10 protein-coding genes are annotated in these 18165 nt (G+C 44.2%); 7 read left to right on the top strand and 3 right to left on the bottom strand.

All coding sequences use genetic code 11. From position 1 onward, the window contains the following. The first annotated feature begins 521 nt into the window (after nucleotides 1–521). The 4 genes from LQ567_RS24285 to LQ567_RS24270 are packed head-to-tail and all read left to right on the top strand — an operon-like array spanning nucleotide 522 to nucleotide 9484. Nucleotides 522–4325: a hypothetical protein gene (locus LQ567_RS24285; RefSeq protein WP_231008511.1), complete on the top strand. Its 3804-nt coding sequence runs from the start codon at nucleotides 522–524 to the stop codon at nucleotides 4323–4325. 60 nt (nucleotides 4326–4385) lie between these two features. Beyond that, complete coding sequence (locus LQ567_RS24280) at nucleotides 4386–8147, top strand: DUF6443 domain-containing protein (protein WP_231008510.1); 3762 nt, start codon at nucleotides 4386–4388, stop codon at nucleotides 8145–8147. A gap of 1 nt (nucleotide 8148) precedes the next feature. Beyond that, nucleotides 8149–8832, top strand: coding sequence for a hypothetical protein (locus tag LQ567_RS24275; protein ID WP_231008509.1), 684 nt, complete (start codon nucleotides 8149–8151; stop codon nucleotides 8830–8832). A gap of 1 nt (nucleotide 8833) precedes the next feature. Continuing rightward, nucleotides 8834–9484 carry a hypothetical protein gene (locus tag LQ567_RS24270; RefSeq protein WP_231008508.1) on the top strand — a complete coding sequence of 217 codons (651 nt, stop codon included), beginning with the start codon at nucleotides 8834–8836 and terminating at the stop codon, nucleotides 9482–9484. A gap of 438 nt (nucleotides 9485–9922) precedes the next feature. Here the strand turns inward: LQ567_RS24270 and LQ567_RS24265 are convergent, their stop codons facing one another. The 3 genes from LQ567_RS24265 to LQ567_RS24255 all read right to left on the bottom strand — a co-directional run bounded on the left by LQ567_RS24265 (nucleotide 9923) and on the right by LQ567_RS24255 (nucleotide 11865). Continuing rightward, nucleotides 9923–10555: a response regulator transcription factor gene (locus LQ567_RS24265; protein ID WP_231008507.1), complete on the bottom strand. Its 633-nt coding sequence runs from the start codon at nucleotides 10553–10555 to the stop codon at nucleotides 9923–9925. 512 nt (nucleotides 10556–11067) lie between these two features. Beyond that, complete coding sequence (locus tag LQ567_RS24260) at nucleotides 11068–11397, bottom strand: hypothetical protein (RefSeq protein WP_231008506.1); 330 nt, start codon at nucleotides 11395–11397, stop codon at nucleotides 11068–11070. Between the two features lie 147 nt (nucleotides 11398–11544). Next, a complete protein-coding gene (locus LQ567_RS24255) occupies nucleotides 11545–11865 on the bottom strand; it encodes a helix-turn-helix domain-containing protein (protein ID WP_231008505.1) in 321 nt (106 codons plus the stop codon). 1072 nt (nucleotides 11866–12937) lie between these two features. Here LQ567_RS24255 and LQ567_RS24250 point away from each other — a divergent pair. From LQ567_RS24250 to LQ567_RS24240, 3 genes are read left to right on the top strand one after another with little or no spacing between them, the layout of a single operon-like run. Then, a complete protein-coding gene (locus LQ567_RS24250) occupies nucleotides 12938–13531 on the top strand; it encodes a TlpA family protein disulfide reductase (RefSeq protein WP_231008504.1) in 594 nt (197 codons plus the stop codon). Between the two features lie 16 nt (nucleotides 13532–13547). After that, nucleotides 13548–16769: a SusC/RagA family TonB-linked outer membrane protein gene (locus tag LQ567_RS24245; protein WP_231008503.1), complete on the top strand. Its 3222-nt coding sequence runs from the start codon at nucleotides 13548–13550 to the stop codon at nucleotides 16767–16769. A gap of 19 nt (nucleotides 16770–16788) precedes the next feature. Beyond that, complete coding sequence (locus LQ567_RS24240) at nucleotides 16789–18153, top strand: RagB/SusD family nutrient uptake outer membrane protein (protein WP_231008502.1); 1365 nt, start codon at nucleotides 16789–16791, stop codon at nucleotides 18151–18153. Nucleotides 18154–18165: the final 12 nt, after the last annotated feature.

Genomic DNA, 18165 nt, shown 5'->3' with positions numbered 1-18165 from the left:
CGGCGTATTGCCGGACGCACGGTTTATTTTCTTATTCGCCTGAATAAGTTTTTGCAGCATGACGGTGTATCTGCACTTGCCTGATATCCATCCCTCTTTTATGGTTATAAACGCCTCTTCTGCGCACAGGATGCTTTAACAGCAGGCGCCATTGCTAATGGGATATTGTTTTAAAAAAGACTATGCTTCTGGCATCTGTGTTCATGCGGTTCTTTTATAGCCAGGAAGAAGACAGGCTGAAAATTACGCATTAATACGGATTGTTTGGTTTGTTGCTTGTTTTTAATTTTAACATCACAATAGATAGATGGCCCTGACCAAACAATCTTTTGAAGGCCCAATTGTTTCAAAGAAGTATTTACAGAAAATAGGACTATTGTTAACAGAGTGCTGCCAACGCTTCAGTTGCCTGGGCTGGTACATGCCGGCGCGGCAATTTCGATTGACGAATATTGGATTTGCAAATGGGGAGTAAAAAAGAGTTACTGTTTATTGGAAATAACAACCACAAAAAAAAAGCCATGAGAGCCAAAATTGTATTGTTCCTACAGATTTTTTTGATTGTTAACTATTTTATTGCAGGGGGGCAGCAAAATAATTTTACAGCGGTTACGCCGGAAGCTGCAGCACTGGCAAAGGATGTGAATTACCCTGTAAATTATAATAGCGGCTTGCCGGATATCCGTATTCCGGTTTATGATATAAATGTAGGAGACCTAAAACTGCCGGTAGATTTGGTATACCATGCCGGCGGTTTTCGGATTAACGAACAGGCAACCCGGGCCGGCCTGGGTTGGTCGTTAAGCAGCGATTTACAAATAACACGCACGGTAAACGGGAAAAGCGATTTTGCGCCCGGAGGCTACATGAATAATTCGCTTGTGAAAACATATTATGCCAATCCTTTTACTTGTCCAGGTTGTGCTTATCCCGATAGCTATTTGGAGAATTATTTTCTGGCTACGGGAGAGAGGGATGCAATGCCGGATAAGTTTAACTATAAATTATTGAATAAATCCGGGTCGTTTTATTTTCAAAAGAATGACGCTGGTACGGGGTATAGCATTGTGCCGGTTCCCTATGATAATATATGGATCCAATTTAATAACGGGCAATTTATTATCACAGATTCAGACGGTACAAAGTATTACTTTGGAGAGCCTGGCGCGAGCCCGGATGTGAGTCAGTTTGCATCTATGGGCCTTGAATTTACGGAGAATGAAAGTGGTAGTGAGCGCTCCTCCTGGAAGTGCAAAAAAATAGAGAGTGCGCAAGGCGTTACAGAGTTTACATTCACTTATACCGCCAAGGTGATGGCGATATATAGGAACTATATTGATTATGTGGAGTACTACGATAGCCAAAAACCCTGCCCGGCACCTTTTGCAAAAGCGAATGAATATCCTATGGATCAGACAACAAACTTTGATGCTATACAGGTAGGACTTGGAGATGTAGCTACACCTAAGTACATGGCTGTTTTTGGTAACGGACCTAAGTCCTATTTTCATGCCCTTTACCTGGATGCCAGCGATAACGTAGTGGATGCAGTATATGAAAAAACGGAGACGGCCAATCGTGGTTGGCAATATGTATATGGAATTTCTGTTGATGAAATTAATTTCAGGGGAGGGAAGATCAAATTTAATGGTGCAGACCGGTTAACCAGCATCCAGGTGTTGGGCCCCTCCAATGAGGAGATTAAAACGATACAGCTGTATCAGTCCTATACGGCCCCGGTATATGTTACAGAATCAAAGTTATATAATGGTTTAAATTTTCAGGGTACTGCATACCTGGATTCTTTGCATATCAAAAATACAGTAAATACATATGAACGCTACGCTTTTGATTATGAGTCGAAGTTCTGCTTTGGCAATCATTTAAAAGGACAGGATGCCTGGGGGTATCGTAATGGCTCAACGGTGGAAATTGCATATGCCAATAATACAGGAGGCAATATTTGGACGCTCCCAACTATTAAGGTGAACGAAGAAAAGTTCTTTCGGGATGGTAACGCTTCTTGTACAAATTTTGCGACCAATATTCCGGTAACAGTTTCGGGAAATAATGGGGCCGAACTTCCTAGCGAGGCTATGATGAAAACCGGGGTGTTGAGGCGTATCGTTTATCCCACCGGCGGGTTTACAGATTTTGGCTTTGAGCCCAATCAGTATAATGAGGTATTTAGCTGGAATGCAGGTAGCACTGTAACTGAAACCTTACCCCAGTTTGCAGGTGGCCTGCGTATCCGGAGTATCAATGCCTATGATGAAAACGGAAAGCATCTGGAGCAAAAATACTACCGTTATGGAAGGTTTGAAGAAGGCGTGGGTGTAGCAATTAACAAACCTTCACTCGCTAATGTGAACGGGGCTTTTCGCTATGAGGCTGCCGGCTTTGTACAGGATGTTGCTTATTTACAAAGTAATGGAACTCCACAAAGCAGCAAAACCGGTTTAGATATTCAACATGTTGAACAGAAAACCACCTATCAGCCCGCTTCAGTTCTGGATTATACATATGGTAGAGGCAGGCCAGTTTATTATGAAAAGGTAACGGAATATAAGCAGGACCTGGGTAAAAAGACCGGTAAAACGGTGTATGAGTATTATCCACCCCGTGAGTTTTATGATGGTGTTGAAGTGCGAGAATATTTGGAAGGCGCAGAGAGCCGCATACCTGGTACAAATTTCAATCGGTTAAGGGCGGATTGGATGATTGGGGCACAAAAATCGATAAAACAGTATAAATTTAATCCAGCGGCAAAATCGTATGAATTGGGTGAGCAGTATAAGCTCGTTCATAAGAAAGAATTCAGCTATACCCGGTATACATTGCCACAACAGGTTCGGGTAAATTATTCTTTTTTGCATACATTGTATTCTGTTAGTCCCGGGGAATATACAGGGAATCCATTTGCATTATATAGCACATCCGAGTCTTTTGGTAACGGCTGGGCGTTTAACCTGACTGATTTCATATTTGGGGAATATGGTATACCGGTGGGCCGGCTATTGCCCAGCCAGGTTTCAGAACTTTCCTACACGGATACGGACAGCTCAAAGGCGGTAACCACATTTATATACGACCATCTCCCATTTTTGAACCCGTCAAAAATACAGACCACCGACAGTAAAATGCATACCATTGAGAAGCAGATAAAATATGCATATAACTTTAGTGGTACACCGGTGTATAATGCAATGATAGGGCGCAATATGGTGACTATGCCGGTTGAGGAAATAGAGGTGGATATTTCTGCAGGAGGATTGGAAACCGGCCGACGTAAGACAGAGTATAATAATTTTCCCGTTGGCCTGGGGGTAATTGCCCCGGCAAGTATCAGCAGTTCTGTAAACGGGCAGCCATTACAGGCGGTTACCCGTTTTCAGGAATATGATCAGTACGGAAATGCGCTGGAGCTTATTGGCAAAGACGGACTGCCGGTTTCTTACCTCTGGGGATACCAGCACTTGTACCCGGTGGCGGTATTAAAAGGCCAACGTTATGCATTTATCCCCTCCTCATATAAATCGAATGTGCAGATCATTGACCCTTCAAGTGATGCCAGTTTAAGAGCGCTGTTATCCGGGCTGAATCAGCCCGGCATAATGGCGGATCTCTATACCTATAGACCTATGGTTGGTGTAACCAGCCATACGGCTCCTGACGCAAAGATTACCTATTTTGAATATGATCCGATCGGGCGGTTGGTGCGTAAAAAAGATCATGATGGTAATATATTAAACCAGTATAAGTATAATGTATTAAACCGGAGCTCCATGCAGGCGACCTGGAACTTTTCTGTGAATGTTCCGGTAATGTATTCACACAACGTGGCGGGTTCTGGATTCTGGTACTTTTATACTAAAACGGTGGAGGGGGGTAAGTACGTACAGGATCAGTCAACCGCGGATATTTTTGCCCAGCAGGACGCCGAAACCCCATCAAACACTATAGTTCCCGACGCACCCCCTTCCAATAACACTGCAGATGTAGCGGTTGTTTATTTAGATGACGATAACGACGGTATTGACCCGTCGTATTATGTGGACTTTATTCAGAATGATGCGGTGGTGGCCACAGTCAAGTGCAAATCCCAGATCTGGGATCCTCCTTCGGCATATACCGCCCACATCCCGGCAGGCACCTACAAGATCAGTATCCGCGTTGGTGCATATCAGCGGTACGACAGCGGTGGATTGGATTTCGTTGTTTCGACTCCCAGTACGGTCTATCAAAATTTCCAAAACGGGGATGAAATTAATTTGGTAGCAGGGCAACATTACGAGGTAATGGCAGGGTCTTTTCCTACATACTAACGGGAGCAGGGGTAAAGATTCTACAAACTGTTTTAAGATACAATTTTAAAATAAATCATCATGCGCCAGTTCTGCCAATTATCAGTATTGTTGATCCTGGGTATTCTGTATAGTTTAAACCTGTTTGCTCAGCGTCCTGTAAATCTTCCAACCTACGATGCCGGTGCTCCGCTGAATTATATCAGGAGCTGGACCACCACAGCTCCCACAGCGGATGAGAATGCCTTGCCGGCAAAACCACTGACAGAAGTAAAAGAGGCTACACAGTATGTAGACGGGCTGGGCCGGCCCTTGCAAACGGTGCAGAAACAAGGATCCCTGATTACAACAGATATTAATAATGCGGCCACGGATGCAGCCAATGCCAAGGACCTGGTAGCGCCGGTATTATTCGATGGCTTTGGTCGTGAAGCCTACAAATTTCTGCCCTATGCCTCGCCCACATCTAATGGCTCCTTTAAAATCAGCCCTTTTGCCGAGCAGCAGTCGGCGCTGAGCGGTACATACAGTGCCCAGGGGGAGGATTATTTTTATAGCCAGACAAACTTTGAGGCTTCGCCACTTAACCGGGTGCAGGAGCAGTTTGCACCTGGAAAAAGCTGGGCAGGAAGTGCAGATCCTGTTAATGCGGCTCCGCATCGGAGTAGTAAAAGCCACTTCGGGGTTAATTTGATTACGGAAGGAGTGATGATTTGGGACGTTGTAAATGCAAACCCGGGCAACGGTGCTGGTGGCAACGCCATAAATAGCAGTTATATCGCTAATGGTCCTTATTCAACCGGATCGTTATTCAAAACCATAACCGAAGATGAACAGGGCAAACAGATTATTGAGTATAAGGACAAAAATGGCCGCCTTGTTTTAAAGAAAGTACAGCTGACCGCAGCTGCTGATAATGGTTCGGGCAGCGGCCACGATGGATGGATGTGCACCTATTATATCTACGATGCCCCGGGCAATTTGCGCTGTGTGATCCAGCCGGAGGGGGTTAATGCGATGGCAAGCAGCTTCAGCTGGGTGCTTACTCCCTCATTGTTAAAAGAACAGTGTTTCCGGTATGAATACGATGCGCGCAACCGGATGATCATTAAACAGGTACCGGGTGCAGCCGATGTATTTATGATATATGATATCTGGGACCGGCTGGTAATGACGCAGGATGGCAACCTGCGCAGCCAGTATTTATGGAACTATACCCAATATGACCACCAGAACCGCCCGGTAAAAACAGGACTGTGGAATGTGGGGCCTTCAGCCAATGATCCGCAAACGCATTGGAACGCGGCCATGGCCCTGAGCGGAACGACCAACTATGACGGGCAGTATCCGGCACAAACCACGTTGGATAACCCGGCCGTAACTAGCATTTTAACAGAAACCTTTTATGATAATTATGATTGGCTGGCCGATCCGGCCAAGAACCCCGGTGTAACGGGTTTTGATGCGAATTATAACAACAGCTGGGATGCTGCTTATTTTGCAGCTGTACCCACCGGCAGTTTTCCTTTTGCACAGGCAAACGTAAAAGAAACCCAAACCAAGGGAATGGTTACCGGTACAAAGGTAAATAAGCTCGAAACCAGCGAGTATTTATATACCCTGACGGTTTATGACAATAAGGCCCGGCCCATGCAGGTAAAGAGCACCAACCATAAAAGCGGGTTGGATATTGAAACTACGTTGTACAGCTGGGGCGGGCAGCCATTGGTAATGGTGAACCGGCAGCAAAGCCCGGGGGCGGCAGCAGCCAGTGTAACCACCATTACCCGTAATACCTATGATGCCCTGGGCCGGCTGGTAAAAACCACAAAGGAAATAAACGGTACCGCTAATGGCGCAGGAGTAAACGGTACCGAGAAGGTGATTGCCATCAATAAATACGATGCCCTGGGGCAATTAACCACCAAGAGCCTCCAGCCTACGGATGCCAATGGCACGGCGGGATTGGAGCAGCAGAGTTATGAGTACAATATCCGGGGCTGGATGCTGGGCATGAACCGGGCTTATGCACAGGGCAGCAGCGGCGGCCATTTCGGGTTTGAGCTCAATTATGATCAATATCCGGGGCTGGGAGGCACCACCGGTGCCCGTTATTTTAACGGCAATGTTGCGGGCATGACCTGGCGGGGCCAGCAGGGCGGAGCGCCCATCCGTCGCTATGAGTTTAGCTATGATGCCGCCAACCGGCTGATGAAGGCCGACTTTAAGGAGGCGAGCGGGACGGCCTTTGTCAAAACGGCAACCGACTTTACCAGCCAGATGGGAGATGGGAATCCGCTAAATCCCAATAACGGCGCCTATGATCTAAATGGCAATATCAAAGCGATGAGTCAGTGGGGCCTGGCCGGCGGCAGCACGGTATTGATCGATCAGCTGGCCTATACTTACCAGCCGGGCAGCAATAAGCTGGCCCGGGTAACGGATAATGCCGGTGACATGCGTTCACATGCCCTGGGTGATTTTAATGACGGAACAAACGTGGACGATGATTACAGTTATGATGCAAACGGCAACCTGACGCAGGACAAAAACAAGAACATCCAAAATATTACCTATAATATCTTAAATTTACCCAGGGAGATAACGGTAGCCGGTAAGGGCACGATCAGCTACCAGTATGATGCGGAAGGTAACAAGCTCAGCAAAACCGTAAATGAAACCGGCCAGCCGCAAAAGACCACTACCTACCTGGGTGGTATGATCTTTGAAAATGATGTGCTGCAGCATATAACTACAGAAGAGGGACGTATGCGCCCTAACGGAAGTGGTGGCGTTATACATGATTATTTTTTGAGAGATCATTTAGGTAGTACCCGTATGACGCTGCAGGAGAATGGTACTCCGTTGGAGGAAACCCACTATTATGCATTTGGGTTAACCATAAGGAGCATATCCACTCAACAAGCTACCGCTTCCTTGCAAAACAAAAACCTCTATAATGGCAAGGAATTGCAGCAAGACCTGGGGTTGGATCAATATGATTACGGCGCAAGGTACTATGACGCACAGATAGGAAGGTGGCATGTAATGGATCCGCTGACCGAGCAAATGCGGCGGTTCACTCCCTATAACTATGCTTTTGACAATCCAATCCGGTTTATCGATCCGGACGGAATGTATTCAGTAACCTTCAACAGTGGCGATCCGGGGTTTGCACAAGCCTTTGAATCCTTGAAGCTAAGCCTTCAGTTAACTTCATCTGATGAGGAAAACGAAGAGGAAACCAAGTTCCAGGATAGGGCGTTCCAGGACGAGCCGAAAGAACTTCCGGAGGTAACAGTAAAAGGTAAGCGCAAATCATGGTGGTCTAAAGCGATCAGTAATGTCCTGGATGTTACACAGACTGCATTGGATATAGCAGGGTTGGTGCCAGGCGTTGGTGAAATTGCAGATTTGGTAAATGCGGGAATATATGGCTTACGGGGCGATTATGTAAATGCAGGACTTAGTTTAGCGGCCTCTATACCATTGTTAGGAACGGTGTCTACCGGGGGTAAAATGTTTAGAAGGGCAAAGGCCGTATTTCAAAAACATCATGTAATACCAAATAAAACATATAAAGAATATAAAGAGCTATTGGATGGTGTAGGCTGGGCCCAGGATGCCGGTAGGAATTTGAAAAAATTACCTATACCCTTCCATGGTAACCATCCGGCATATAGCAGGAGAGTAAAAAGAAGTATTGAACAATTAATTGAAAACGGCAATTTAAATAAGAAGAGCCTTATGGAGCTACAACGAGAACTTAGGCAGGAAATAGATGACGTTCTAACTGGAGGTCATCAACGTATGAATGATTACTATAAAAATTTGGGGTATTAGTATGAAATATTATTTATTAAGAACCGTATCAGATCCGGAAATAGTAGGGGTTACTGATGGAGGGGGCCAGGTTGAGCTCGACGCAAATAATCCTGTTACGAAAAAATTAAAAGATTTCTTTTATTTTAAAGACTATTGGAATGAAAAGCGAACTGTACCAGACTTTGAAGTCAGCAATTGTACGGCAACCATATTGCCCAAAGCGAAACTAACTGACTTCCTGAACTTTAGTCCTGCTTTAATGACTTGTCCATTCATGATTAGTAAGCGGCTGGCAGATGTGTTTGCAAGGTTTAAAATACAAAGATATAATACCTATCCTGTAACTCTTTATAAACGTGAAAGGCTTATTTCCGATAAATATTTTCTTTTTTGTTGCCCCCTGTTGGGATATGAGGTGATTGACTTTCCAAAATCAGTATTTTATACAAAAAAGAGCCTATTCGCCAAGGAGAGGAATTATATTCGTTATAAAGATGAAAAGGACTATTCAGAAAATTACATAGTGAGTGCTAAAATCGAAACATTGGTTTTAAACTCCAATTTTGACAGTTCGCTGGATTACTTTAAAACTCGCATTGGTGAGATATATATATCGGAAGGGCTAAAGGACGCTATTGAAATTTTGGGATTTACCGGTGCGAATATTTTTGATGATAAAGAGCCAGAGATCGTAATTGAATAGAATGATAAAGAAAATATTACTATTGTTGCATAGCGGTTTAGTTCTGATGAGTTGTGCTTCGGAACAGAACCCATCGGTAGAGAACAAGAGTATTTTTCGTGCAGATGTAACACCATTACCAGCGCAAGTTGCGCCGGGCAACGTAGAGAGTAAGCCAACATCATTACCTTTGATAAACGAAAGTGCTTCTTTTTATCGTACGGTATCTATTTATGGAGGTAAAATCAAAGTGTCGGTACCCGTATCATTTACTGAGATGTCTGTGGACAGGATTGCAGTAAAGTATCCGAATGCTGGTAATCGCCCGGATCTGGCATATGCAAACCGCAAGGGGAATGTAAATATAGCTTTTACTTACACTGCAATGCCAATGGAACAGAACGATTTAAACCAGGTAAGGGATAGGCTTGCGCTACAGCTACAATCAACTAATCCAACCAATTTTAGAAGCCGAATTGAGGAAATCAACAGTTCCTATTATGTGGTTTTTGAATTTGAAAGTTTAGCAAAAGACGCCCGGATCTATAACCTTATGTTTTTGACCGATGTTGACGGCAAATTGTTGTTGGGCACATTTAACTGCGTGGATGCTTTAAAAAGCGAATGGCAGTTGAGGGCAAAAGAAATATTGTCGTCAATACGAAAGGAATAGCGGTATTTTTTCAATATAGAAGCTCACCCCTATTTTTTTTGCTCATGCTGCTGTATTAGGGTTGCCTTTATGTAACATAGCATCGGTTTATAATTCTCGATTGTTGCTACGAACCGTGGCGATGCCCCGGTTAATTAACCTGAGGATAAATAATCTTTTGAGAAAACTTTTTAGTACATCCTGTTTCATTTGCTCGTGACGCATCTTGCAACGGGTAAAATTCTATGGTCTGTTTGCCCAGGTTTTGTGTTTGCATCAGTGGTAACCGAGTTCCTGAAATAACCTCATGGTAGATGCAAGCAGTGCTTGGATCAGGTGGGGTTTACCAGTGTTGAGTCAACACGCCATAAGCAGTTATAGTACCGGACCTGGCCTGCGGGGAAAAAGCCGTTAGCTGTAGTATGATAAAAAGTAATAAGTGGATATATTGGTCGGATGTTATGGTGCTAGGATTGCCATAAGGGCCAGATAGTTATAGATCAGGTTATTTAGAATGGCAGTTTTTATAAGACCAACGTTGTTTTTTACATTCAGTTTTTTCATCACGTTCTGCCGGTGCGTGTCAACAGTTCTTTTGCTGAGATATAGTTCAGATGCAATTTCCTTGGTAGTTAATTCCTCACCGATTAATTTTATGATCTCCAGCTCCCGCTTTGATAGGGTAAAGATTTCTTCGGTGTAAGGAGCGCTTTTATACAAATTGAGAATGGATTTTGAAATAAACAGGTTGCCCATAGAGCAGGCTTTTAAAGCCGTTTCCAATACGTCGGTTGTTAAATCATTGTAATCGATAAAGCTTGACAGGTTTCGTTTTAGCAGCCGGTTAATCGTTGCCGGCGAAAATTGTTCAGAAATTAAAATGGTTCTGCTGCTCATTGTAGAAGATTGCTCAAAAAGAAATTTTGGCAGGTCGTTGATTGTTTTTGAAATAACCAGTGTTATATCATCGTGATAGCTTAAATGTTTAACTGTAGTCCAGTTTTTAATGGTCATCGTTTTTCCAAATGCTTTAAATAGCATTGCGGAGCATTCGGGTGCCAAATCGTAGTTAGTTAATGTAAGTGTACTCATGATTGATGTGGTTTTGAGCATTGTTATTGACAGAGGAAGATTATTTCTCTCGGAGGAGCTCGTTTTTCAAAATGTTGTTTTAAACAGAAAGTTTTTAATCGTTTTGCGTTGCTGTGGCAAGCTGTTTTTTTAGGGGCCTTTTTTGGTATTGAATTACAATACAATACTATTAAATACTTGCAACAGTGAAAATACGCATTTATACTTATTTTTTTGTTGTTTGTAGTTTAATAGATTTATAATGAAAATGACGTTTGGAATACCTCTCAAAAGCAACCGCACAAGGTAATCCTTTTCTTAGCCCCCAATCTGAGGGCTCACATAATAAGGGCAGAGAACGCCGAAAATGAATATATTGATCGTCGGTAGTAACCCATTAAAATTGTCCGTGGCAGTAATCCAGATATTCTGCTGCCTATAGTGCTCCTAAGCGCTCTCAATAGGCTGGGGTTTTATGTTGCTCAATGCATCTATATCGCCATCTGTTGGAGGCTGCAGCCATATAAACGGTACTATTTACCCTTTGTCAGTAAGGCCATATGCGCATCTATTTCCGCTTCTGTTACGGCATCAAATACAGCGCCGAATTGTGCCAGGCTGTAGCCCAGTGCACCCAGCAGGCGGTAGAGGGTAGAGCCCTTGATATCTGTTTTAGCAGTAATGGTGTCAGAAATAGTCCCTTTACGGATGCCGGTACTGCTTGATAGCTTGCCATAGCTGTCGTCTGCCCCGGGGTGCGGCGTATTGCCAGACGCACGGTTTATTTTCTTATTCGCCTGAATAAGTTTTTGCAGCGCCACCGCATACCTGCACTTGATCCGATACACTCCATCATCAATCATACGGAAAAAAATATCTTTTAAAAATATTTTTTGTTACGGTGTAGCGTAATGGTTTGTTTTTTTATATATTTACATCAAGAAGGTGTCGTGCCTTGTTTTGTATTTGCCGGAATCTTAGGTTTGGCTATAACGTTCCTGATGCCTTCATTAGCTCTTCTTATTATGGGCTTTCAGTGCTTGTTGCTTTTTTTGATATTCAATAAATTTTTTTTCGTCAGCTTTGGTAACACCGTCGAAATAAGCAGCTAACTGGGTATAGGAAATTCCTAAACCAGTGGCTATTGCAATTTGAGAGGATAGAGTAAGGTTCTTTTTGCCGTTAGCAATAAGCTGCATATGTGATTTTTCCATTCCAATTTCTAAGGCTAGTTTTGTAGGATTGAAATTGGCGTCTTCCATCGCTTTATATAGTGCCACAGCAAACTGAAACGTAATCTCTTTTTTTTCTTTCTTTTCGTGCGCTTTCATTAAAAGCAATCTGGAAGAAATTTTAAAAAATTTAGACGTATTATAATACGTCAATATGATTTTTTATTTATATTTGTGTTAAGAAATATAAATTTGCGACTACTTCATAAAAATATTTGAAGCATTCGCTTTGAGTCTTGAATAGAAACCTGAGAAATTTCTAATTGGAACGAGACGATAAGACGAATAGCTCACGACCCGGGCGTGGGCTCTCTTATCCGTTCCAGGGCTTCTCAGGGCCTCTATTCGGTAAGTTGAGCGCCGCGCCTATTTTTTTACGCTCCGGCTTACTGGTAAGGAGGGGAAAAGACTCATCTATGCTTTTATAAGATGAGTGAAATGCTGTTATATTATTTATACTTGCAAAAGCGTGTTCCCCATTCGGGAGGCCTAGATCAAGCCTTATATAACGCGCGGTTTGCCAGTAAGCCCAAGAACCCGGTGTAACGTATTGCCGGGCGGGAGGCGGTATTTTCATGTTAAGCCTCCCTGCACCCGGCTACCGGGCATAAACATACTGCATCATGCTAATCTGCTTATGCCCATTTGATAACCTGAACAATATTGCTTTACTGCTTAAACACTTGTATATGAAAGAAACGACGCTCTTCGGCGTTATGGTACCTTTATGCCAGGCGCTAACCACACAAAAAAACGCTCCGTCTCTGCTAACGGCAGGAGGGCGCCTACCGGATGTCACACTTCACACTACAATCAGCACTCGTTTGTATGCGAGACCTTATTTAAACGCTATGCTGATAAATGTAAAACAATGTGGCTATAAAAAGCTTGAACCGGCGACGATCCCAAACTAAACAGCTTTAAAAAGATTGTAATAGCGGCGACTTTTTGTAAGGATGTGATACGGTATCTGCATACGCGGATGCCGATGGCAGGTGCCTGGGGCAACGAATACGTAAAGGTGCTCACGAAAAAACAATGGTTTTCGTTAATCGGAGACATGGTCTTAAAAACAATTTTTAGAATACAAACACTATATAAAATACAATACCTGATGTTAGGATGCCCATGATGATCTAAACAATATTGCTTTACCTTTTAATGCTTTTGTATGAAGAAAATAACGCTGGCTTGCGTGCTGGCATTGCTATATACTGGCCTTATTGGCCAGGACTACGGTTATGACTTAAGAACTGCGGATGCTCCCTTGTTTATTGGAGATTACGTTAAAAGATCCATGCCGCTGGGTAAATTCATTAACTATAAAAGCAATACGGCTTGTCTTGCTGATTTTGAGGGACGGGTCGTTATCCTTAGCTTCTGGTTTACTACCTGTGCGTCCTGTATTGTTATGTTTCCTAAAGAGGAGGCACTGCAACAACAGTACAATAAAAATATCCAGTTTATAATGGTTACCTATGAGCCGGAGCAAAAAGTGCGTGCCTTTATTAAAGACTGGGAACAAAAGAACAATACCCGTTTCCGGATGCCGATCATTATTGAGGATACCCTGCTGCGAAAAACGATCCGGAATTTTGCGAATCCTAACTATGCGTGGCTGTCGCATAGAGGAAAACTGCTGGCCCAAACTTCAGCGGATTTTATAGATAGTGCGGGCATTCATGCCGTATTACAGCAGCTGCGTGCAGCCGAGGAAAACATACGTCCTAAAATCAGTAAAAAAAATGTGACTCCAATTCGCTAACCATTTAATCGCATATATGAAACAGATACTTACTGCAATTTGCGTATTGCTGCTGGCAGTAGCAGGCGCACAACCAAGGCATCTCCTGAAGGGATTGGTTAAAGATTCGGTTACAGGATTACCGGTTGCGGGAGCTACGCTTATTACCAAAGGAAATGGGGTAGAACGTACGGATTTGAAAGGTGCATTTGCACTTTCGATAGCCGATGGCGATACCCTGGTGATTTCACATATTAATTATACCATTCAAAACGTAAAGGTTCAAAAGGAAGAGGCTTATCTGATCATATCCTTAATGCCCCGGGATCAGCAACTGGAGGAGGTAACCATTAATACCGGCTATCAAAAATTAAAACCCAATGAAGTTAACGGCAGTTTTTCTGTGATTACAAACGAAAGGCTAAATGAGCAAAAAGGGCTTTCTGTATTGGACCGGCTTAACGGTGTAACACCGGGGATGTTGTTTAAAGCCGGTAAAAATACCAGTAATGTCAATAACCCTTCGGTTATTTCCATAAGGGGAGAAAGTACCATTAACGGACCGCTGGATCCGTTGATCATATTGGACAATTTTCCATACGATGGGGATATCCGGAATATAAACCCGAATGACGTAGAGTCGATCACCGTGTTAAAGGACGCCGCGGCCACCTCCATTTATGGTGCAAAAGGTGGGAACGGGGTTATTGTGATTACTACAAAAAGGGGAAAATTCAGTACCCCGACGCGGGTAGATATCAGCAGCAATGCCATTATTACGGAGCGGCCGGACCTGTATCAATACCGGCAATTAAGCGTGGTGGAATATATTGGGGTGGAGGCATACCTGTTTCGTAACGGCTATTTTAACAGCACGATCAGCAATGTTTCGAAACTGGGGATTACACCGGCGGTAGAGGTGTTTTTAAAAAGGCGGAATGGTTCCATAACCGCTGCAGACTCTGCTGCCCAGATCGATTATCTGAAAAAAGGTGATACAAGAGAGGCGTATAACAGTCTGTACAATACCGGAAGTATCATACTTCAAAACAGTGTAACCGTAAGGGGCGGAAGCAGTACTGCCGCCTGGATGCTGGGAGGTAATTACGACAAGACGGCACTTTATGACCGCTCAAAAAACAACCGGGTAAACGTTCGTTTTAACAGCAGTTTTAAACTGGGAAAACGGATGACACTGGATGCAGGAGCCAACTATACCATAACGACCATGTTTGCAGGGAGCCCTGCGTATAACAGCATTAAGTTTTACAGTAACCTGGCGCTGCCATACCTCCGTTTCAGAGACGAGGATGGAAACCCGGTGGTGTTGGCGAAGGACCGGCAGCGGAGTTATACAGATACCGCCGGGATGGGGCGGCTGCTGGATTGGAATTATTACCCGGCAACGGACAATGATTTTATCCGGGACAAAACAACCCGGGAGGATTTGATTGGTTCTGTCGGACTTTCGGTAAACATTCTGGACGGGTTGAATCTTTATGCCAGCTACCAGTATCAGCAACAAACGGGTAATAGCGATAAATTGTATATGGCGGAGAGTTACTATGCCCGTAACCAGGTGAACCTGTTTACCCGCTTAGGCGCCACTGCTGCTGCCGATGTTTTCCGGGTGCCGCGGGGCGGGATCTTATTGAACAATTATTCCCGTCTGCAATCGCAGAATGGCCGGGCACAGCTGGCCTATGACCGGAGGTGGAAGGGAGCGATTACAGCGCTATCTGCATTGGCAGGGATGGAATTGCGCAGTACGCTGACCAGTGGTGGTAGCTATAGTATCTACGGTTACCGGGAAGACCCGCTCTCCAATACGCCTGTGGATTATTATACGGCTTACCCCACATTTATCACTGGGTTTACATCCACCATTCCCTTTGCGCCACAAAAAAGCGGCGTTGTTAGCAATCGCTTTGTATCTGTATATGGGAATATGGCCATTACGCTGTATAACCGTTTTTTTATAAACGGCAGCCTGCGGCGAGATGCGGCAAATATCTTTGGATTACAAACCAATGATAAGTGGAATCCCTTCTGGTCTTCAGGTATCGGCTGGGAAATTTCTAAAGAACGGTTCTTTAATTCCGCCTTGTTTAATTACGTTAAGCTTAGGGCAACCCTGGGTACCAGCGGTATCGTAAATCCTAATAAAACAGCAGATGCGATTGTATACCTCAGCGATGATAACATTTCCCGCTTTTTAAGAGGAAGTATCTCCACCCCGAATAACCCGTCACTTCGCTGGGAAAAATCAAGACAATTGAACATCGGTATCGATTTTGGCTACAGGCAGAACCGGGTTACAGGCTCCATAGATTATTATAATAAAAAAGGAAAAGACCTGTATGGCCCGGCCCCCTTTAACTATACGGCCTGGGGCGGTGCGTCTACAATGGAAATGAATGTGGCCAATATGGAAGGCAATGGTATTGATGCCTCCCTGAATTTTAAGATAACGGATGGCCGGGTTAATTATAACACGGGTGTTATTTTTAATTATACCCTGGCTAAAACCACCAAATACTTTGGCCCCGGTGCAGAGCAGGTATCGTTATTCCTGGGTAATGGTAATACCATCATACCCATTGTTGGGAAGCCGCTGTACGCTATTGCGGCGTATAAATGGGGTGGATTAAATAAGAAGGGCGATCCAATGGGCTATCTGAATGATACCTTAAGCACGGACTATACGGCCATACGTGTTGAGGCAAATAATAAAGGGGAGGAGGGCAACATCCGGTTTATAGGTCCTGCAAATCCGGTCATTTATGGAGCCTGGAATCATGCCATTCGATGGCGGGGGCTGGAGTTTTCATGTAACCTGGTTTACAAGCTGGGCTATTACTTCAGGAAGGAGGCATTGAACTACCAGACTTTGTTCAGTACGGGACTGGGACATCCGGAATATACAAACCGCTGGCAGCAGGAAGGCGATGAAACGGCAACGAATGTTCCGGCACTGGTATACACCAACTATCCGCAGTTTACGCAACGGAATACTTTTTATACGGCGTCCGAAATTCACGTGTTTCGCGGCGATCATGTGCGGCTTCAATACATCAACCTGCTCTATCGCCGTTCCTTTGCGCGCACCGTTATAAAGGATGCCGCCATAAGTTTTAATGTGGCCAACCTGGGCATCCTGTGGCGGCTGAATAAATATGGATTGGACCCTGATTATAATTATACCAACACCATACCTCCCCGGCCGCAATTCACAATCGGATTACAGGCCGGATTTTAACCAATTATAAAACGTAAATATGAAAACCATTATTATTGTTATACTGCTGTTGTTTTGTGTTGCGGGATGCATTTCCTGCAGCAAATTCCTGGATAAAAAAAGCGACACCAGCATCGATATCCCCAATTCCCTGCGGGTGTTGCAGGCGCTGCTGGATAATTCGGATGTATTTAATATTTCAGTTACACCCGCTTTCGGCGAAGCATCTGCCGATGATTATTTTATTGAGGAAAAGACCCTGAAGACAATGGAGGACCGGCTGAGTAGCGTTTATAGCTGGCGATCGCTGCCTTATAAGTTTAGTAACAACTGGTCCGTATGCTATACATCGGTATATTATTCCAACCTGTGCCTTGAATCAGTGGTACGAATTGAAAAGAATGAAACCAATAAGGATCAATGGAATTATATCAAGGGGGCAGCGTTGTTCCACCGTGCTTACGCTTTTTTGAACCTGGCGTGGACCTTTGCAAAAGCCTACGATGCCTCTTCGGCTGCTACCGACCTGGGAATTGATCTTAGGGTGCAATCCGATTTCAAAATTTCCTCAAAGCGGAGCAGCGTGCAGGAAACATATGATCGCATCATTGCCGATGCAAAAGAGGCATTGGGGTATTTGCCCGATACCAGTAATCATGTATTCCGGCCTTCAAAAGCGGCCGCATCGGGATTGCTGGCACGGGCCTATTTGTCTATGCGTAATTATGACAGTGCCTTCCGGTATGCAGACCAGTGTCTTACTATAAAAAACGATCTGCTGGATTATAATACGATTGGAGATAATGATAACCCGTTTTTAAACGCCGGGTATAGCGGGGAAACTGTTTTTTATACGACCATGAGCCTTTGGGGGCGTGAGCTGTTTGACAAAACCTATAAACGTGCGATGGCAGATACCTTGTTGTATGCGCGTTATGATGAGAACGATCTGAGAAAAAAGCTGTTTTTTAACGCAGGCAAACCTTATTCGGAGTTTAAAGGTATGTACGGTGTTGGGGTGGCCCGGTACTTCTCGGGTATTGCAACGGACGAAATTTACCTGATACGGGCGGAGTGTAATGCGCGCCTCGCGCGATTGCAGGCGGCCTTAAAGGACCTCAATGATTTACTAAAAAAACGATGGAATAAAAATGTACCGTACAAGGAACTGGCACAGAATGATGCGGCTGCTGTCTTGGAGCTGATACTTCTGGAGCGGAGAAAAGAATTACTGATGCGGGGGCTGCGGTGGGCAGACATAAAGCGGCTGAATAAAGAGGGTGCGCATATTGTACCGGCTCGTTTTGTTAATGGTGCCTTGATAACGCTGCCGGCAAATGATCCGGCATATGCATTGCCGCTGCCGGACGATATTATTAATTTAACCGGGATGCAACAAAACTAAAGGGCATCGCCC

The organism is Niabella pedocola, from assembly GCF_021044425.1.
GTDB classification, from domain to species: domain Bacteria; phylum Bacteroidota; class Bacteroidia; order Chitinophagales; family Chitinophagaceae; genus Niabella; species Niabella pedocola.
This window is presented reverse-complemented; position numbering and strand designations above follow the sequence as displayed.

Bases quoted from the DNA above. Each gene is read 5' to 3' on its own strand.
- LQ567_RS24265 (WP_231008507.1), bottom strand. From the start codon at position 10,555: ATGAGTACACTTACATTAACTAACTACGATTTGGCACCCGAATGCTCC.
- LQ567_RS24245 (WP_231008503.1), top strand. From the start codon at position 13,548: ATGAAACAGATACTTACTGCAATTTGCGTATTGCTGCTGGCAGTAGCA.
- LQ567_RS24260 (WP_231008506.1), bottom strand. From the start codon at position 11,397: ATGATTGATGATGGAGTGTATCGGATCAAGTGCAGGTATGCGGTGGCG.
- LQ567_RS24285 (WP_231008511.1), top strand. From the start codon at position 522: ATGAGAGCCAAAATTGTATTGTTCCTACAGATTTTTTTGATTGTTAAC.
- LQ567_RS24255 (WP_231008505.1), bottom strand. From the start codon at position 11,865: ATGAAAGCGCACGAAAAGAAAGAAAAAAAAGAGATTACGTTTCAGTTT.
- LQ567_RS24280 (WP_231008510.1), top strand. From the start codon at position 4,386: ATGCGCCAGTTCTGCCAATTATCAGTATTGTTGATCCTGGGTATTCTG.
- LQ567_RS24270 (WP_231008508.1), top strand. From the start codon at position 8,834: ATGATAAAGAAAATATTACTATTGTTGCATAGCGGTTTAGTTCTGATG.
- LQ567_RS24240 (WP_231008502.1), top strand. From the start codon at position 16,789: ATGAAAACCATTATTATTGTTATACTGCTGTTGTTTTGTGTTGCGGGA.
- LQ567_RS24275 (WP_231008509.1), top strand. From the start codon at position 8,149: ATGAAATATTATTTATTAAGAACCGTATCAGATCCGGAAATAGTAGGG.
- LQ567_RS24250 (WP_231008504.1), top strand. From the start codon at position 12,938: ATGAAGAAAATAACGCTGGCTTGCGTGCTGGCATTGCTATATACTGGC.